The sequence below is a fragment of the Microbacterium sp. HD4P20 genome, from assembly GCF_019449275.2.
Lineage (GTDB): Bacteria > Actinomycetota > Actinomycetes > Actinomycetales > Microbacteriaceae > Microbacterium.
This window is the reverse complement of sequence record NZ_JAHZQZ020000012.1, coordinates 332,886-350,188: the sequence shown is the minus strand read 5'-3', so window position 1 is coordinate 350,188 and position 17,303 is coordinate 332,886. Positions and strand designations below refer to the sequence as shown.

The window sequence follows — 17,303 nt, the reverse complement described above, 5'->3', positions numbered from 1 at the left end:
GTAGCCTGGCCGCATGGAGCGGGTGTGGCTGACGGGCTGGGAGTGGGACTGCTGCGGCGACCCGTTCACCGTCGGCGACCGGATCGACCTGAACGTCTCGCGAGAGGTCCGCGGTTGGTTCACCGAGATGCTGGGGCCTGAGCTCGCCGACAGCCTCGACGCGATCGAGTCGCATCACGACGAGCCCGGACCGGATCGCCTCACCGGTACCGTGACAGCGATCCATGCCGTCACCCTCGAACACGCCGAGCGTCGCGAGCCGCGCCCCGACCACCCGCCATTGCCTGAGCCGGTGGAGATGGGCGAGGGTGTGTGGCTCACGATCGGCCCGCGCGACCCGTGGGTCACCGTGATCGAGCCGATTCCCGGCACAGCTGCGCTGGTCCCGGCGCCCGGCGTGCCGTGGCATCCCCGGGACGACGAGTCGGCCAGCTCAGCGCCACGGGGCCTGAACGGCTACTTCGTCGACCTCGATCGCGACACCGCGTGAGCGGATGCCGCGGCTCGCGGCATCCGCGCTCCACAGGAGAACTCGCGCTCCACAGGACGTTCGCGCGTGAAACGTCCTGTGGAAGCCCACTTCTCCTCCGAGGGCGCAGGGGCAGACACCGGATGCCCCGACCGCCGCCTCTCGCCGGAAGCGGTGTCACACCGAGAAGTACTTCGCCTCGGGATGGTGGAAGACGAACGCGTCGGTGGACTGCTCCGGGTGCAGCTGCAGCTCCTCGCTGAGCTCGACGCCCATGCGCTCGGGGCGAAGGAGCTCGACGACCTTGCGGCGGTCCTCCATGTCGGGGCACGCGGGATAGCCGAGCGAGAAGCGGGCGCCGCGGTACTCGAGCTTGAACAGACCCGCTGTCTCGTCGGGATCCTCGTCGGCGAACCCGAGCTCGGCCCGGATGCGGGCGTGCCAGAACTCGGCGAGCGCCTCGGTCAGCTGCATCACGAGTCCGTTGAGCTCGTAGTAGTCGCGGTACTTGTCCTCGGCGAACAGCTTCGCCGTCACCGAATCGATGTGGGCGCCGGCCGTCACGAGCTGCACCGGCATGACGTCGACGACTCCCGACTCGCGCGAGCGCACGAAGTCGGCCAGGCACAGGTGACGGTCGCGGCGCTGGCGCGGGAAGTGGAAGCGCAGCCGCTCGGAACCCACGGTGCCGCCCGACCCGCCGTCCGGCGCGAGCAGCCCCGGCGCCCCGAGCACCCCCGTCGGGTCGTCGCCGTGATGCAGCACGACCACGTCGTCGCCGTCAGAGACGACGGGAAAGTACCCGTACGCGACCGAGGCGTCGAGCATCCCCTCGGCAAGGATGCGATCGAGCCAGTAGCGCAGCCGCGGACGCCCCTCCGTCTGCACGAGGTCCTCGTACGACAAGCCATCCTGGCTGCGGCCCGGCTTGAGGCCCCACTGCCCCATGAACGTCGCTCGCTCGTCGAGGAACGCGGCGTAGTCGTGCAGCGCGATGCCTCGCACGATGCGCGTGCCCCAGAACGGCGGCGCGGGAACGGGATTGCCGGATGCCACATCCGACCGAGCCGGCATGGCATCGGGCTCGGTCAGCGTGAGCTTGGAGCCGGCCGTGTGGCGCCGCTTCTTCAGCGCCGGCAGGCCGACCTCGGCCGGGTGGGCTCCGCGCGCGATCTTGACCAGCGGCTCCATGAGCGCGAGCCCTTCGAACGCGTCGCGGGCGTAGCGCACCTCGCCGTCGAAGAGTCCGGCGAGGTCGTCCTCGACGTAGGCGCGGGTGAGCGCGGCACCCCCGAGGATGACGGGCCACTTCTTGGCCAGGCCGCGCGACTGCAGCTCCTCGAGGTTCTCCTTCATCACGACCGTGGACTTCACGAGCAACCCCGACATGCCGATGACATCGGCGTCGTGCTCCTCGGCGGCCGCGATGATGTCGGCGATCGGCTGCTTGATGCCGAGGTTGATCACGTCATAGCCGTTGTTGGTCAGGATGATGTCGACGAGGTTCTTGCCGATGTCGTGCACGTCGCCGCGCACCGTCGCCAGGACGATCCGGCCCTTGCCCGAGGCATCCGCCTTCTCCATATGCGGCTCGAGCAGAGCCACCGCCCGCTTCATGACCTCGGCGGACTGCAGCACGAACGGCAGCTGCATCTCGCCGGCTCCGAAGCGCTCGCCGACGACCTTCATGCCCTCGAGCAGGTGGTCGTTGATGATCTGCAGCGGAGTCAGCCCTTCGGCCCGTGCCAGGTCGAGGTCGGGTTCGAGGCCCTTGCCCTCGCCGTCGATGATGCGACGCTCGAGCCGTTCACCCAGCGGCAGCGCGGCCAGCTCGGCCGCCCGCTGGTTGCGCAGCGCGGCGGTGTCGACCCCGGCGAAGAGATCCAGCATCTTCTCCAGCGGGTCGTAGGTGACATTGCCGTCGGCGTCGTACTCGCGGCGATCCCACACGAGATCGAGCGCGACCTTGCGCTGCTCGTCGGTCAGAGAGGCGAGCGGCACGATCTTCGCGGCATCGATGATGCCCGACGTGAGTCCCGCTTCGGCCGCCTCGTGCAGGAACGCCGAGTTGAGCACGCTCCGCGCCGCCGGGTTCAACCCGAACGACACGTTCGAAACTCCGAGCGTCGTCTGGATTCCCGGGTACTTCCGCGAGATCTCGCGGATCGCCTCGATCGTCTCGATCGCGTCGCGCCGGGTCTCCTCCTGGCCCGTGGCGATCGGGAACGTCAGGCAGTCGACGATGATGTCGCTCACCCGCAGGCCCCAGTCGCCGACGAGCTCGTCGACCAGGCGCGAGGCGATGCGCACCTTGCCCTCGGCGGTGCGCGCCTGCCCCTGCTCATCGATCGTGAGGGCGATGACCGCTGTGCCGTGCTCCTTCACGAGCGGCATGATGCGACCGAATCGGGATGCCGGGCCGTCGCCGTCCTCATAGTTCACCGAGTTGACGACCGGGCGTCCGCCGATCAGCTCGAGGCCGGCGCCGATGACGGCGGGCTCGGTGGAATCGACGACGAGCGGCAGCGTCGAGGCACTCGCGAAGCGCGAGACGACCTCGCGGATGTCGGCGACGCCGTCGCGACCCACGTAGTCGATGCACACGTCGAGCAGGTGCGCGCCGACGCGGATCTGGTCGCGCGCGATCTCGACGCAGTCGTCCCAGCGCTCCTCGAGCATCGCCTCGCGGAAGGCCCGCGACCCGTTCGCGTTGGTGCGCTCGCCGATCGCGAGGTAGGAGGCGTCCTGGTGGAACGACACGTGCTGGTACAGCGATGCGACCCCGGGGTCCGCGGTGATCGCGCGAGCGCCCTCCCCGGTCGTTGAGCGAGCGAGGAACGAGCGAGACGAAACGCCTCCGACGTCCGCGGAGGGTCGGGCGCGTTCCGTCTCGCCGCTGCGCTCCTCGCTCAACGACCGAGTGCGCCGCGGACTCAGGCGCTCGACGACCGCGGCCAGGTGCTCAGGCGTGGTGCCGCAGCATCCCCCCACCAGTCCCAGCCCGAATTCGCGCACGAACTGCTCGTGCGCCGTCGCGAGCTCGGCCGGCGAGAGCGGATAGTGCGCGCCGTCGGCCGTGAGCACCGGCAGCCCGGCGTTCGGCATGCACGCGATGGGCACGCTCGCGTGCCGCGAGAGGTGTCGCAGATGCTCGCTCATCTCGGTCGGCCCGGTCGCGCAGTTCAGCCCGATCGCGTCGACGCCGAGCGGCTCGATCGCGGTCAGCGCGGCACCGATCTCGCTGCCCATGAGCATGGTGCCGGTCGTCTCGACGGTCACCTCGACGAAGATGGGCAGCCGGATGCCGCGGCTCACGATGGCCTGCCGGCATCCGTTGATGGCCGCTTTTGTCTGCAGCAGGTCCTGCGAGGTCTCAACGAGGAAGGCGTCGGCGCCGCCGTCGATGAGTCCCTCGGCCTGCAGCGCGAACGTTCGCTTGAGATGGTCGTACGTGGTGTGGCCGAGGCTGGGCAGCTTGGTGCCGGGCCCCATCGAGCCCAGCACCCAGCGCGTGCGGCCGTCGGCGGTCTCGGCGGCTTCGACCCGGTCTCGGGCGATGCGGGCCCCCGCCGCGGCGAGCTCGGCGATGCGGTCGTCGATGCCGTAGTCGTCGAGATTCGACCAGTTCGCGCCGAAGGTGTTGGTCTCGACGGCGTCGATGCCGACGGCGAGGTAGGCGTCGTGGATGGCGCCGACGACATCGGGACGCGAGACGTTGAGGATCTCGTTGCAGCCCTCGAGGCCCTGGAAGTCGCCGTCGATCGACAGGTCGTACTGCTGCAGCATCGTACCCATCGCGCCGTCGGCGATCACGACGCGCTCCCGCACGGCGTCGAGCAGCCGCTGCGAGCGCTCGGGACGCGGCACACCGTCGATGTCGAGGGCGAATCGGGGCACGGGCGGGGCGGTCACCCGCGCGAGTCTAATGAGCCACGGATGCCGCCACCCGACCGCCCGTCACAAAACGCCGCCTTGCGGCATCCGTCCCCGTGACTCCGCGTGTCACGCCACCCGAACGGCGCACGCCGCCGGCGCTTCGAGTGTCACAACACGCGGCATCGGCGGGGCCACTCCGCGTGTTGCGCCACCCGGACGGGCCGCCGGGCCGCGGGCGGGGTCAGGCGTTCTTGGCGTCGCGCCAGCGCAGCCACGACCGGACGAGGTCGTAATCCCAGTCGGGGCCCTGGAAGGCGAGGGTGAACAGGCGCACCCCGGCGTCGTAGAGCTCATCGGCGAAGTCCTCGCCGCGCTGGTGCAGCTCGTTCGAGATGACCAGGTCGGACGTGTCGCGCTCCTCGCGCTCGGCCCAGCGCTCGATGACGTCGAGCTTGTGGGCGAGCTCGCCCGGGCGGACGAAGCTGTGCCAGATGTCGGCGTGGCGCGCGACGAGTCGGAGCGTCTTCTGCTCGCCCTTGCCGCCGATGAGCACCGGAATCTTGCGCGTCGGCGCCGGGTTGAGCTTCTGCCACCGCGTCTCGATGCGCTCCAGGCCGGCCGCGAGGTCGTCGAGGCGTGAGCCGGCGGTGCCGAACTCGTAGCCGTACTCCTCGTAGTCGCGGGCGAACCAGCCGGCCCCCGTCGCGAAGATGAAACGGCCCTCCCCGCCGTCCTTCGCCGAGATGTGGTCGACGGTGCGGGCCATGTCGGCCTGCAGGTCGGGGTTGCGGTAGCTGTTGCAGTTGACCAGGGCGCCGAACTCGACCCGCTCGGTCTGCTCGGCCCACGCGGCGAGCATCGTCCAGGACTCGAAGTGCAGCCCGTCGGGATCGCCCGACAGCGGGAAGAAGTGGTCCCAATTGAACAGGATGTCCACCCCCATGTCCTCCAGCCGGCGAACGGCGTCGCGGAAGGCCGAGTACGGGGCGTGCTGGGGCTGCAGCTGCACGCCGAGGCGCACAGGAGTGTCGAGAAGTGGCATGCGAATCAGCCTAGAGGCGGACGGATGCCGGGGGCCGCGGGAGGTCCGTCGAAACGTCGCCCCCTCGACCCCCGGTGGTCAGCGCGTGCGGGAGGTCTTCACGAAGACGTCGGTGATGTCCCACACGGCGATCCCCGCGATGACGAACCCGAACACGACGCTCAGGATCGCAGCGACGTTCGAGTCGGACTCGGCAGCGCCACGGGCGACTGCAGGGAAGAAGTCCGGATTGACGAGCATGCCCTGCGCCAGCAGCAGCAGTGCGGGAACGGCGACGGCGAGCGCGATGGCCGCGTTGACGATCGCCAGCGTCCACGTCCAGCCGCGGACGAGATACACCACGACCGCGAGCACCGCCTCGAGGGCCATGAGCACGAACAGCCCGCCGATCCACCACGGCCACAGCTCGGGGTTCAGGAACGACAGACCGGGCTGCGTCGGCACGAACCCGACGAACCGGTCCCAGATGACGGCGCCGACGGCAATGGCGAGGAAGACCAGTGACGCCACCATGTCGCCGAATCCGACGCCACGAGGCCGGGGCTCGGGAAGCTGGTCGACGGTCCATTCGGTCAACGGTGCGCGCGCGCCGCGACTCCAGCCGCGCTCGACGATCACGAAGATGAGCGTCGTCCAGAACACGACGTGCAAGGCCACCGTCAGCAGCGTCACCACCGTCCCGCCGATGACTTCTCCGACGTTCGACCCGGTGAGCGTCCGCGCCAGGGCCACGCCGAGCGCAGCGGTCGGCAGCACGATCCACAGCAGGAGCTTGAGCAGGCGCCACCAGTCGAGGTAGTAGCGCGGGCCGATGAGATAGAGCGTCCGTCCGGTGTAGTCGGCCGCGAGCTTCTCGGGATCGCCCAAGCCTGTCAGGACGGCGCGCTCGGCGACGTCGCGGGGTTCGCCATCGTCGACGCGCGCGTCGATCTGGTCGTCGATGGAGGCGCGCAGTTCTGCCGCCAGGTCGTCACGCCCGGATTCGGGCACCGTGCGCATCGCGGCGTCGACATAGCGATCAGTCAGGGTCGTGGTCGTGCGGGAGGGGGAGGTGGCGTGCATGTCAGTTCTCTTTCGGAAGCCCGTCGATCGCGGCAGCGATCGCGCGGAAGTCGTCGGTGAGGGAGGCCGCCAGGCGGAACCCGGCGGCGCTGGTGCGGTAGAACTTGCGGGGCCGGGCCTCGTCGGTGTTCCACTCGCTCGTGAGATGCCCCTGCTTCTCGAGGCGGCGCAGCAGCGGATACAGCGTGTTCGCGTCGGTGGGGAAGCCGCGCTTGCCCAGCTCTTCGAGCAGACCGTACCCGTACCCCGGCTGCTCGAGCAGCCGCAGGCACGCGAGCACGATGGTGCCGCGCCGCAACTCCTGCAGGTGCGTCTCGAGGATCTCGGATTCGCTCATGCCTCACACTGTACTGTGTGTCACACACTATAGTCAACTACACATTGTCGTCTGGTTCACTTGCCCTGAACGTACGCGCCGCCCCGCGTGTCTCGTACATTCAGCGCAAGCGAACCGCCGAGGGCGGGATGATGTGGGGATGAGCAACGACGCCGGCCGGCCGGCCCTGGACGAGATCCTCGACACCGCGCGGGTGGTGGCACTGCCCCTGACCACGCGATTCCGCGGCGTGGACGTGCGCGAAGCCGTGCTGTTCGAGGGCCCACAGGGATGGACGGAGTTCTCGCCCTTCGTCGAGTACGACGATGCCGAGTCGGCGACGTGGCTCGCCGCAGCCATCGACTGGGGATGGATGCCGCAGCCCGCAGCCCGACGCGACGTCATCGCCGTCAACGCCACCGTGCCCGCCGTCGCGGCGGCCGAGGTCGCCGCCGTGCTCGCACGCTTCGACGGCTGCCGCACGGCGAAGATCAAGGTCGCCGAGCCCGGTCAGCGTGTTGCCGACGATGTCGACCGCGTGCGAGCCGTGCGACGGGCCATGGGACCGGAGGGCCGGATCCGCATCGACGCGAACGGGGCCTGGAACGTCGACGAGGCCGAGCACGCGATGCACGCGCTCGCCGAGTTCGACCTCGAGTACGCCGAGCAGCCCTGCGCGAGCGTCGAAGAACTCGCAGAGCTCCGCCGGCGCGTGAAGTACATGGGCATCCCGATCGCCGCCGACGAGAGCGTGCGCAAGGCCGCCGACCCGATCGCGGTGGCACGCGCCGGCGCAGCCGACCTTCTGGTCGTGAAGGCACAGCCGCTCGGAGGCGTGCGGTGCGCGCTCGACATCGTCGCTGAGGCGGGGCTACCCGCGGTGGTCTCGAGCGCACTTGACACGTCGGTCGGTCTGGCGATGGGCGTGGCTCTGGCCGCCGCACTTCCTGACCTCGACTACGACTGCGGACTGGGCACGGCGTCGCTGTTCACGGCGGACGTGGCAAACCCGGCGCTCACTCCCCGCTCCGGCGCACTGCCGGTCGGTCGGGTCACGCCGGACCCGACGCTGCTCGACGCGCACGCAGCATCGCCCGATCGCCGCGCGTGGTGGCTGCAGCGGGTGACCCGCTGCTACGTGGCGCTCAGCGCCCGGGAGTCTCGATGATCAGCTGCGCGACCCGCGCGAGCTCCTCGTTGGTGCGGCGGCACATCTCCTCGTAGTCGAGGCCTGCCATCGCGGCCCGCACCGCTGACCCTTCCCACACGGTGAGCATCAGACGCGCCGCGTCGTAGGGGGGCAGACGGAACCGCAGCACGTTGGCGCGACCGATGTCGTCGATGATCTGCGCCACGCTGCGGCGCATCTCCTCGTCCTGGGCGAGGTAGGCCGTCGCCAGCTCGGGGCTGCGCAAGGCGTGTATGCGGATCTCGCTCATCAGCAGCACCCCCAGCCGATCGTCGGCCGAGAGATCGAGCACCTGCCGGATCACCTGGAGCGCGTCGACGTTCGCCACGTCGAACGCTCCATCGCGCTCGAGCTGGCCGACGCGCATCCTCACGCTCTCGACGCGCTCCCGCGCGACGGTGCCGGCAAGCTCGAGGAACAGTTCGTCCTTGCTCTCGAAGTTCGAATAGAACGCACCGCGCGTGAAGCCGGCACGCTCGCAGATCGCCTCGACGGATGCTCCGTCCAGGCCGACCTCTGCGAAGACCAGTGCTGCGGCATCCAGCAGCCGCTGACGGGTCGCCTCGCGGCGGCGGGAGGTGACGGGACCGACCTCCGTCTGCGCATCGACCATCAACCGCACCTCCTCATCGCTCGGGTTGTCGAGTCCATCGAAACACACACCGAGGACTCAGGTTCAGGCTCATTCCGCGGCCTACGATACACTCATGTATCCGATACAGCGCTGTATCGACAGTTCTCGTTCTTCTCATCCGTAACCCGGAGGCGCTGTGTCCACTCTTCTGTACGCACTCGGACGCTGGTCCTACCGCCACCCGTGGCGGGTGCTGGTGGCGTGGGTGCTGCTGCTGGCGATGGCCGGCGGCGGTGCAGCGCTCTTCATGAAGGGCACCGACAACTCCTTTTCCATCCCCGGCACCGAGGCGCAAGAGGGCATCGAGCTGCTCGACCGCAGCTTCCCGCAGGCGAGCGGCACGAGCGCGCAGCTCGTGGTGGTGGCCGCGGACGGGGATGCCGTCGGCGCCGACCTCTACGCCTCGGGTATCGCAGACTCGATCGCCGAGTTCGAAGACCTCGACGGCGTGATCGCGGTGACGGACCCGTTCGACGAGATGGTCACCGGCCTGATCGCGGACGACGAGTCAGCCGCGATCGTGCGCCTCCAGTTCGACGGACAAGCCACCGATGTCACCGAAGAGACGACGAGCGCCCTCGAGCAGGTGGCCGAAGATCTGCGCCAGACGTTGCCCGACGGCTCGCAGGTCGCACTCGGCGGCGACCTGTTCTCGACGTCCGTCCCGGCGCTGTCGATCATCGAGGCGGTCGGCGTGCTCATCGCGCTGTTCGTGCTGATCGTCACGTTCCGCTCGTTCGCGGTGGCGTGGTTCCCGCTCGTGTCGGCCCTGATCGGCGTCGGGCTCGCGATCGCGCTCATCTATCTCTCGACCGCGTTCGCCTCGATCTCGTCGACGACGCCCATGCTCGCCGTCATGCTGGGGCTGGCGGTCGGCATCGACTACGCCCTCTTCATCGTCGCGCGACATCAAGATCAGGTCCGCGCCGGCGTGGACCCCGAGGAGTCCGCCGCCCGGGCGACCGGAACCGCCGGATCGGCCGTCGTGTTCGCCGGCGTCACCGTGCTCATCGCGCTGATCGGCCTCGGCTTCGCCGGCATCCCGTTCCTCACCACGATGGGCATCGCCGCCGCAGTCGCCGTCGCGATCGCGGTCGTCGTGGCGGTCACGCTGACGCCGGCCTTCCTCGGGTTCTCGAAGGGCCGCGTGGCGGGCTGGGGCCACCGCCTGACAGCGGCCGGGATGCCCCTCCCCCGCCGCTCCCGCAAAGCGCAGCGCGTTTCGCCTCGCTCGTCCCTCGCTCGCTCAACGACCGGCCCCACCACAACCACCGGGGCGGACGAGCCTCGAACCGCGAACGACGCGGGCACAGCGGCGGCCCGGGCGGCGGACGCTGGTCTCGAGCAGACCTCAGGGCGCGCGGGAGCGCCCACCCAGGCCGCAGAAACGCGCGAACGAACTCCCAATCCCCATCCGCGACGCACCAATCGCTGGGTAAACGCCGTCACCAACCACCCCCTCATCACCACCGTCGCGGTCGTGCTGACCCTCGGCGTGATGGCAATCCCGGCCGCGAGCCTCGCACTCGCCCTGCCCAACGCCGGCGTGCAGCCCGAGTCGAGCCAGGCCCGCCAGGCATACGACCTCACGGCCGAGCACTTCGGCCCGGGCGCCAACGGCCCGCTCATCATGACCGGCACGATCGTCACGTCGACCGACCCGCTCGGGCTCATGCAGGACCTCGCGGACGAGATCGAGCAGGTGCCCGGCGTCAAGGAGATCGCCCTCGCCACCCCGAACGAGACTGCCGACACCGGCCTGATCCAGATCGTGCCCGAGACGGCACCCGACGACCCCGCCACCGCCGAGCTCGTGCGGGCACTGCGCGACCTGGCCCCGCAGCTCGAGGGCGAGTACGGCGTCGACCTCAAGGTCACCGGATTCACCGCCGTCGGCATCGACATCTCGGATCGCCTGGGCGCCGCGCTGCTGCCGTTCGGGATCTTCGTGGTGGGACTGTCGCTGATCCTGCTGATGATCGTGTTCCGCTCGATCTGGGTCCCGGTCACCGCAGCCCTCGGCTACCTGCTCTCGGTCGCCGCCTCGTTCGGCGTCGTGGCCGCGGTCTTCGAGTGGGGCTGGTTCGCCGACCTGCTGCACGTCACGCGGACCGGCCCGGTCATCAGCTTCATGCCGATCATCCTCATGGGCGTGCTGTTCGGGCTCGCGATGGACTACCAGGTCTTCCTGGTCAGCCGCATGCGCGAGGACTACGTCCACGCGCGCCGGGCGACCGCGGGTCACGTGACGCGGAGCCTGCGCGACCTCGCGCTCGGTGCGGTGCGATCGGGTTTCACCGCGTCGGCACGCGTCGTCACGGCGGCCGCGGTCATCATGTTCGCCGTCTTCGCGGCCTTCGTGCCCGAGGGCGACTCGTCGATCAAACCGATCGCCCTCGGCCTTGCCGTCGGCATCGCCGTGGACGCGTTCCTCGTGCGCATGACCCTCGTGCCGGCCGTGATGGCGCTGCTCGGCGACAAGGCGTGGTGGATGCCGCGTTGGCTGGAGCGCGTCCTTCCGCACTTCGACATCGAGGGCGAGGCCGTCGAGCGCGAGCTCTCGCTCGCGAACTGGCCCGAGCCCGACACCACAGCGTCGGTCGTCGGCGAAAGCGTCGCCGTGCGCGCCGACGCCGGGCGGGAGCTCGGCGAGGTGGTGCTCTTCGAGGATGCCGCGTTCCGCGTCGAGCCCGGCGGCACCCTCATCGCCACCGGCGATCCGCGCGCGGCGCGCGCCTTCGCGCTCACCGTCGCCGGGCGCCTCGCCCTGAGCGACGGGCGGCTGCGGGTCGGCGGGCACCTGCTGCCCGAGCGGGCCGCCTGGGTGCGCGCGCACGTCGGCGTCGCGCTGCTGGCAGACGCGGAGGATCGCGTGCAGGCCCTGCGCCGAGCGCTGGGAAGTCGAGCCCGGCTGGTCGTGATCGACGGCGTCGACGTGCTCGACCCCGCCGAGCGGGACCAGGCCGCAGCCCTCCTGCACGACAGCGCCGAGGCCCTCCGAGTCGGCGCCGACGAGAGCGCGCGCCTCACGCTCGTCGTGACCTCCCGAAGCGAGAGCGCCGCGCTTGCGCTCCTGGCCGATGCGCACCGCACCGACGTGAGCTCGCTCGCGCTGCGTGCCGAAACCACACAGAACCCCACCACCGCAGAGGTGACCGCATGACTCCCCACGCCCTGACCCTTCCCATCGAGCGCGCACGCTCGCGACGACCCATCACGTGGCTCACGATCGTCGGTGTGCTGCTGCTGCCGGTCGTCATCGGCGGCATCCTCGTCGCGGCGCTCTACAACCCCGTCGAGCGGCTCGACAGCCTCACCGCCGCGATCGTGAACGACGATGAGCCGGTCATGATCGACGGGCAGACCGTACCCCTCGGCCGCCAGCTCACGGCCGGCCTCATCGAGGGCTCGGACGAGCTCGACAGCAACCTCGCCTGGACCATTTCGAACTCCGACGACGCGGCATCCGGTCTCGCTGACGGCACCTACGCGGCGGTCATCACGATCCCCGAGAACTTCTCGGCCGCGGCGACCTCGACGCAGCCCGGAGAGGTGCCGGAGCAGGCGACCATCGAGGTGCAGACGCCGCCCGACAGCCTGATCGTCGATGACGCCATCACGGCGCAGGTCGCGAACGCCGCCGCCTCGACCATGGGCAGCGAGCTGTCGTCGGTCTACCTCGAGAACGTGCTCCTCGGCTTCACGACGCTGGGCGACGAGCTCGGCACCGCCGCCGACGGTGCGTCGCAGCTCGCCGACGGCGCACAGCAGGCGGCCGACGGGGCCTCGGCGCTTCCCGGCGGGATCGCACAGCTGGGTGATGGAGCCGGCCAGCTGTCGACGGGAGCGACCGAGCTCGCGGGTGGGCTGGACCAGATCGCCGGTGGAATCGGGGACGCAGCGAGCGGCGCCCGCGATCTGGGCGCGGGTCTCGACGCGGCCGCTGCCGGAGTGCAGAACCAGCAGCTGCTCGATGCTGCGAATGCCTCCTCGATGTACGCAGGCGACGCGGCGCGCCAGACCGAGGCGCTTGCCCTGCTGCTCGGAAACCCCGACCAGAACAATCCCGGTCTTGCGCAGAAGCTCGGCGCACTCCACGCCCAGTGCGACCCGTCGGTATCGGGCAAGAGCTTCTGCGATCAGCTCGGCGCGCTCGCCGGCGGTCTCGGCACGGCCGCGGAGGACGCGGGGACTGCTGCCGTGAGCGCGGGCACCGCCGCCGGCTACGCGGCTCCGACGGCGAGCGGTATCGGCAGCCTCATGACCGAGACCAGCGGCGGACTCGTCGGGGCGGCCAACGGCGCCCGCGAGCTCGCGTCGGGCCTGGATCAACTCCAGGGCGCGACAAACCAGTCGGCCGATGGCACTCGCCAGCTCTCGTCCGGCGCCTCCCAACTCGCCTCCGGCGCCACCCAGGCCGCCGACGGAGCGACGACCCTCGCCGACGGCGTGGCACAGCTCGCCGGCGGCACCGGTGAGCTGGCGAACGGGCTTGCCACGGCATCCGATTCCATCCCGTCTTACACCGACAGCGAGGCGACCGACCTCGCGACCGTCGTGGCGGACCCGGTCGCGGCCCAGGGAGTGGGGACGTCGCTGTTCGGCGCCTCTGCGGTGCCGCTGCTGGCGATGCTCGCACTGTGGTTCGGCGGGCTCGGAACCTTCATCGCGCTGCAGGCCGTGTCGCGGCGTGCGCTCACCTCGCGCGCACCGTCGGCGGTGCTGGCGCTGCGCTCGTTCCTTCCTGCCGCCGGGCTCGGTGTCGCGCAGGGCCTCCTCGTCGCCGGTGTCGTGCAGCTGGCCGCGTCGTACTCGTGGGCCGACTGGTCGGGGTTCGCCGCGGTGTGCGTGGTCGCCGGCGTCGCATTCGCGGCGGTCAACCAGGCGCTGGTGGCGGTCTTCGGCGGCGCTGGCCGGTGGATCGCCGCGCTCGTCGGCGTGCTCGCGGTCGCGACGGGCGTCGTCTCGACGGCGCCCGGCGTGCTGAGCGACATCGCGGGTCTCATGCCCACCGCGCCTGCCTACGAAGGCATGGTGGCGGCCCTCACCTCGGCATCCGGAATCGGTGGGGCGTTCGCGGGACTGATGCTCTGGTCGCTGGCCGCGCTGGCGGCCACCGTCCTCGCCGTCGCGCGGCGACGCACCATCTCGGGGCGAGCGCTGCTGACCGCGGTGCCGGCGACCGCCTGAACGCGTCCGGGCCGCGCGCGGCCCGGACGGCAGGGCGATGGCCGGCGTCTATCGGTCGGTGCGGAAGCCCGAGAGCTTGTGGGTGCCGTCGCACCAGGGTTTGATCGCCGAGGCTCCGCACCGGCACAGGGCGACCGTGCGGCGATGACGTTCGATGGGCCGGCCGCGATCGTCGATGAGCTGGGCGGAACCCCGCACGATGAAGGGCCCGTCGGGGTACGGCGTGATCGTGACGCGAGGCTCTTGTTCGGTCATCGGTTCTCCTCCCGGAGTCGGCGCATGGGGGTCGCGGCACGGCGCAGCCGTCCGTCGCGATAGATGACGCCGCCGCGCAGCCGGTGCACCAGGGCGATCCACACGGTGATCCCGCGTTCGGCGACCCAGGCCGGCGCCCAGAGCGCCGCGCTCGCGGGAAACACGCGGGCACCACCGTCACGACGGCGTCCCAGCTCGGCGAGCGCGATCACGGCGAGCATGCCGGCGAGCAGGGCCCGGTAGCCCCCGTGCCGCGCCGCGAAGACGACGATCGGCAGGATCAGCAGCTCTCGCATCAGTCGCATCGGCTGCGCGAAGTCGTCGTATGCCTGTCGCACCCGCTGCTCGAGAAACCTCCGCACGTCGGGCGGGCGGCGCATGACGTAGAGGTCGCGGGCGACGAGCACGCTGCCGCCGCGGGCCTGAACGGTGCGCTCCAGCTCGAGATTCTCAAACAGGACGTTCGTGTCGTAGCCCCGCCCCTGCATCGCCGAGCGGCGCAGCGCCACCGTGCCGGAGAAGTCGCCCCCGAGAGCCCGGTTCAGCAGCGTGCGGCCGGTGTCCCATCGCGCGTGCCACGGAGTGGGGTCGAAGACGTTCTGCGGCCGGACGAAGTCGACGACGTCGAGCAGGGAGATGAGCCTCTCGAGCGCCGGTCGGTCGTAGCGCACGTCGTCGTCGGCGATCACGATGCGCTCGTGCCTGCTCTCACGAATACCCGTCACCGCGCCGCGCGCCTTCCCGTTGATGCCTTCGCCGTCCGGCCTGATGTGACGGGCGAACGACCAGGTGCGCCCCTGCACGCTGAAGTGCGGGGCATCGGATCCGTCGACGACAGTCACATCCAGCCAATCGGCCAGCTCACGCAGGTAGCGCGACAGCTCGTCCAGTCCGGCGTCGTCCGACCACCGCAGCGGCAGCACGTACTCGACGGCGAGGCGCTCGGGCATCCCGTCACCCGACCGTCGGCACGTACGGCCTGCGAAGGACGCTGCGGCCGTTCGACCAGGCCTCGAGCACCTCAGCTCCGGCGAGGTCGTCCATCGCCAGGCACGCGGCAGCGCCGAAGACGATGTCCTCGAGCAGCTCCGGCTCATCCTCGGCGAGCGATCCCGCCAGATCGCGTGCGGCGATCTGCTCGTGCACGGCATCCGCTTCGACGTGCTCATCGAAGTACCACGTCACGTCCGGCCCGAAGCCGAGCCGGCGAAAGCCGTCGCCATAGGACCGGTTGGGCAGCGAGGATGTCATCTCGAACGCCGCGAGGTGTCCGACGATCGCACCGCGCAGGCGGCGGTGGAGCCCGAACATCGACATCATGTTGTGAACCGCGAGGGTGATCGCGGGGACGAGGTCGATGTGCGCGCCGTAGGTGTCGTCGAGTCCGGCGCCGCGCATCGTCTGCGCGAAGATCGCCGAATGCATGCGGAGGGGGTCGCCCGCTCCGTACTCGTCGGACTGGATCTCGACCAGGGCGGCCTTCGGCCGGCCGGTGAGACGAGGGATCGCCCAGGAGTGGGGATCGGCCTCGCGCAGGGTGTAGATGCTCCGGTTGATGAGGAACTCATCCAGCTGCGTCCGCGTCGCATTCTTCGCCACGAAGCGAGACAGGCTCGGCCCACTCGTGGGCGCTGTCATCTCGAAGAGGCGACGGGCGACCGCATCCCGTGTCGGTTCGGGAAGCGGGCCGACCTCGACCAGATCGCGCAGCCGCTGCTCGAATGCTCGCTCGAGCCGGCCGCGCACTGCGAGCAGATCAGGGTGCCACTCCCAGTGCGGATCGATCTGCGGCAGCGACCCGTACACGACGCAGTACAGCAGGAACAGCGACAGCTGCACGTCGTCGTCGCAGAGCACGTCGGGCGACGCCAGCGCCTCGTCGACCACCTCGGAGAGCCCCGCCACGGGATCGTCCTGCGGCGGCTGCCCGAGGAGCTGCACGAGCTGCCCGCTCAATGGCCCCCTGGGGCTCACCGGGATGACGGCGGTGACGCTGGCGGGGGCGAGGACATCGGTCATGGGGCACTCCTGAATCGAGCGTCACCGACCCGAGCGGTGCGCGGGATTCAGCGTCCCAGAACTGCCCAGGACTAGCCCCGGGGTTGACGCCGAGCCATACGACGGGCTAGGCGCGCCGCCGTCAGGCCGTCACTCCAGACCGGAGTAGGCGTGAAGCCCCTTGAAGAACATGTTCACGATCGTGAAGTTGAAGATCACGGCAGTGAAGCCGATGATCGACAACCATGCCGAACGGGCACCCCGCCAGCCGCGGGTAGCGCGCGCGTGGATGTAGCCGGCGTAGAGCACCCAGATGACGAAGGTCCACACTTCCTTCGTGTCGAAGCCCCAGTAGCGCCCCCACGCGTCGTTCGCCCAGATCGAGCCGGCGATCAGCGTGAAGGTCCAGAAGATGAAGCCCAGGATCGCGAACCGGTACGCGAGCGACTCGAGGGCGTCAGCGCCGGGCAGTGTGCGCAGGAAGCGGGGACCGCTGCGGGGAGCCGGCCCGCCCGCCTCGACAGCGGCCGCGGCGGCGATGATCCGCTCACGCCGCGCCTGCATCAGCTGCAGCACCGACAGGCCGAATGCCAGTGCGAAGAGCGCCGTCGCGAGGGATGCCACGAACACGTGGATGACGAGCCACACCGACTTCAGCGGATCCATGAGCGGCGTGATCTCGACGTAGAAGCTCAGCGCCGATGCCCCGAGCAGCACCACCGTGAGACCGGTGATGAATGAGCCGAGGAACCGCAGGTCGTACCGGAAGAGCACCCCCAGGTACACCGCGACGACGAGGAGCGTCCCGGTCAGGGCGAACTCGTACATGTTCGACCACGGCACGCGTCCCGCGGCGATGCCGCGCGTGAGGTCGCCGCCGAGATGGAACAGGAAGGCGAGCACGGTCAGCGACGTGCCGATCCGTGCCCACACCAGGCGCTCGCGGCGGCCGATCGGGGCGTTGAGGGCTGCCTCGGACGCGTCCTCCTGGGCGCGCATCGCGGCGATCGCTCCCGGCCGCCCGGCGCTGCCGGCAGAGCCGCCTCCCGCTGCGACGAGCTCGCGCTCCCGGGAGTTCTCGGTCCTCGCGGCGCTCTTGACATCCACAGCCACGGCGCCCCGGCGGGCGAGATCGACCGCGTACGCGATGAATGCCAGCGCGTAGACGGCGATGGCCGTCCAGACCAGCAGCACAGAGACCGATTCGAGCGTCAGGGCAGAGGACTCGGGCATGGCTTCCAGTCTACGTCGGGGTTTCTCGTCTGAGCGGGA

At 70.2% G+C, this 17,303-nt stretch carries 13 protein-coding genes; 4 read left to right on the top strand and 9 right to left on the bottom strand.

Going from position 1 to position 17,303, the window contains the following annotated elements:
* Positions 1–13 precede the first annotated feature (13 nt).
* Positions 14–490, top strand: coding sequence for a DUF6578 domain-containing protein (locus tag K0817_RS06655; RefSeq protein WP_219980589.1), 477 nt, complete (start codon positions 14–16; stop codon positions 488–490).
* A gap of 156 nt (positions 491–646) precedes the next feature.
* Here K0817_RS06655 and K0817_RS06650 read toward each other — a convergent pair whose 3' ends face one another.
* The 4 genes from K0817_RS06650 to K0817_RS06635 all read right to left on the bottom strand — a co-directional run bounded on the left by K0817_RS06650 (position 647) and on the right by K0817_RS06635 (position 6,786).
* Entirely contained in the window at positions 647–4,366 is a 3,720-nt protein-coding gene (locus K0817_RS06650) for a homocysteine S-methyltransferase family protein (RefSeq protein ID WP_219980921.1), read from the bottom strand.
* Between the two features lie 220 nt (positions 4,367–4,586).
* Positions 4,587–5,387, bottom strand: coding sequence for an LLM class F420-dependent oxidoreductase (locus tag K0817_RS06645; protein ID WP_219980588.1), 801 nt, complete (start codon positions 5,385–5,387; stop codon positions 4,587–4,589).
* A gap of 78 nt (positions 5,388–5,465) precedes the next feature.
* The gene (locus K0817_RS06640; RefSeq protein WP_219980587.1) at positions 5,466–6,449 is read right to left on the bottom strand and encodes a permease prefix domain 1-containing protein; all 984 of its coding nucleotides are present in this window, start codon (positions 6,447–6,449) and stop codon (positions 5,466–5,468) included.
* Position 6,450: 1 nt separating this feature from the next.
* Positions 6,451–6,786: a PadR family transcriptional regulator gene (locus tag K0817_RS06635; protein WP_219980586.1), complete on the bottom strand. Its 336-nt coding sequence runs from the start codon at positions 6,784–6,786 to the stop codon at positions 6,451–6,453.
* Between the two features lie 139 nt (positions 6,787–6,925).
* Between K0817_RS06635 and K0817_RS06630 the strand changes: the two genes are divergently transcribed.
* On the top strand, positions 6,926–7,933 hold the full coding sequence (locus K0817_RS06630) for an o-succinylbenzoate synthase (protein WP_219980585.1): 1,008 nt from the start codon (positions 6,926–6,928) through the stop codon (positions 7,931–7,933).
* Here K0817_RS06630 and K0817_RS06625 read toward each other — a convergent pair.
* Positions 7,911–8,567 (bottom strand): TetR/AcrR family transcriptional regulator, encoded by a 657-nt coding sequence (locus K0817_RS06625; protein ID WP_219980584.1) that lies wholly within the window; start codon positions 8,565–8,567, stop codon positions 7,911–7,913. The two genes, K0817_RS06630 and K0817_RS06625, sit on opposite strands and share 23 nt — an antisense overlap.
* A 157-nt stretch (positions 8,568–8,724) precedes the next feature.
* Between K0817_RS06625 and K0817_RS06620 the strand changes: the two genes are divergently transcribed.
* Together K0817_RS06620 and K0817_RS06615 are read left to right on the top strand one after the other, a co-directional pair.
* A complete protein-coding gene (locus K0817_RS06620) occupies positions 8,725–11,751 on the top strand; it encodes an MMPL family transporter (protein ID WP_219980583.1) in 3,027 nt (1,008 codons plus the stop codon).
* Positions 11,748–13,778: a YhgE/Pip family protein gene (locus tag K0817_RS06615; RefSeq protein WP_219980582.1), complete on the top strand. Its 2,031-nt coding sequence runs from the start codon at positions 11,748–11,750 to the stop codon at positions 13,776–13,778. The genes K0817_RS06620 and K0817_RS06615 overlap by 4 nt, the downstream gene beginning before the upstream one ends.
* 48 nt (positions 13,779–13,826) lie before the next feature.
* Here the strand turns inward: K0817_RS06615 and K0817_RS06610 are convergent, their stop codons facing one another.
* The 4 genes from K0817_RS06610 to ccsB form a co-directional block, all read right to left on the bottom strand.
* The gene (locus tag K0817_RS06610) at positions 13,827–14,033 is read right to left on the bottom strand and encodes a CDGSH iron-sulfur domain-containing protein (protein WP_219980581.1); all 207 of its coding nucleotides are present in this window, start codon (positions 14,031–14,033) and stop codon (positions 13,827–13,829) included.
* Entirely contained in the window at positions 14,030–14,983 is a 954-nt protein-coding gene (locus K0817_RS06605; protein ID WP_219980580.1) for a glycosyltransferase family 2 protein, read from the bottom strand. Before K0817_RS06605 ends, K0817_RS06610 begins: the two co-directional genes overlap by 4 nt.
* A gap of 4 nt (positions 14,984–14,987) precedes the next feature.
* Entirely contained in the window at positions 14,988–16,052 is a 1,065-nt protein-coding gene (locus K0817_RS06600) for an iron-containing redox enzyme family protein (RefSeq protein WP_219980579.1), read from the bottom strand.
* Positions 16,053–16,181: 129 nt separating this feature from the next.
* Positions 16,182–17,264, bottom strand: a complete 1,083-nt coding sequence (gene ccsB, locus K0817_RS06595; RefSeq protein WP_219980578.1) for a c-type cytochrome biogenesis protein CcsB — start codon at positions 17,262–17,264, stop codon at positions 16,182–16,184.
* Positions 17,265–17,303: the final 39 nt, after the last annotated feature.

Excerpts from the sequence above, each read along its gene's own strand:
- K0817_RS06630 (WP_219980585.1), top strand. The coding sequence starts at position 6,926 with ATGAGCAACGACGCCGGCCGGCCGGCCCTGGACGAGATCCTCGACACC.
- K0817_RS06635 (WP_219980586.1), bottom strand. The coding sequence starts at position 6,786 with ATGAGCGAATCCGAGATCCTCGAGACGCACCTGCAGGAGTTGCGGCGC.
- K0817_RS06655 (WP_219980589.1), top strand. The coding sequence starts at position 14 with ATGGAGCGGGTGTGGCTGACGGGCTGGGAGTGGGACTGCTGCGGCGAC.
- K0817_RS06600 (WP_219980579.1), bottom strand. The coding sequence starts at position 16,052 with ATGACCGATGTCCTCGCCCCCGCCAGCGTCACCGCCGTCATCCCGGTG.
- K0817_RS06605 (WP_219980580.1), bottom strand. The coding sequence starts at position 14,983 with ATGCCCGAGCGCCTCGCCGTCGAGTACGTGCTGCCGCTGCGGTGGTCG.
- K0817_RS06640 (WP_219980587.1), bottom strand. The coding sequence starts at position 6,449 with ATGCACGCCACCTCCCCCTCCCGCACGACCACGACCCTGACTGATCGC.
- K0817_RS06645 (WP_219980588.1), bottom strand. The coding sequence starts at position 5,387 with ATGCCACTTCTCGACACTCCTGTGCGCCTCGGCGTGCAGCTGCAGCCC.
- ccsB (WP_219980578.1), bottom strand. The coding sequence starts at position 17,264 with ATGCCCGAGTCCTCTGCCCTGACGCTCGAATCGGTCTCTGTGCTGCTG.
- K0817_RS06615 (WP_219980582.1), top strand. The coding sequence starts at position 11,748 with ATGACTCCCCACGCCCTGACCCTTCCCATCGAGCGCGCACGCTCGCGA.
- K0817_RS06610 (WP_219980581.1), bottom strand. The coding sequence starts at position 14,033 with ATGACCGAACAAGAGCCTCGCGTCACGATCACGCCGTACCCCGACGGG.
- K0817_RS06625 (WP_219980584.1), bottom strand. The coding sequence starts at position 8,567 with ATGGTCGATGCGCAGACGGAGGTCGGTCCCGTCACCTCCCGCCGCCGC.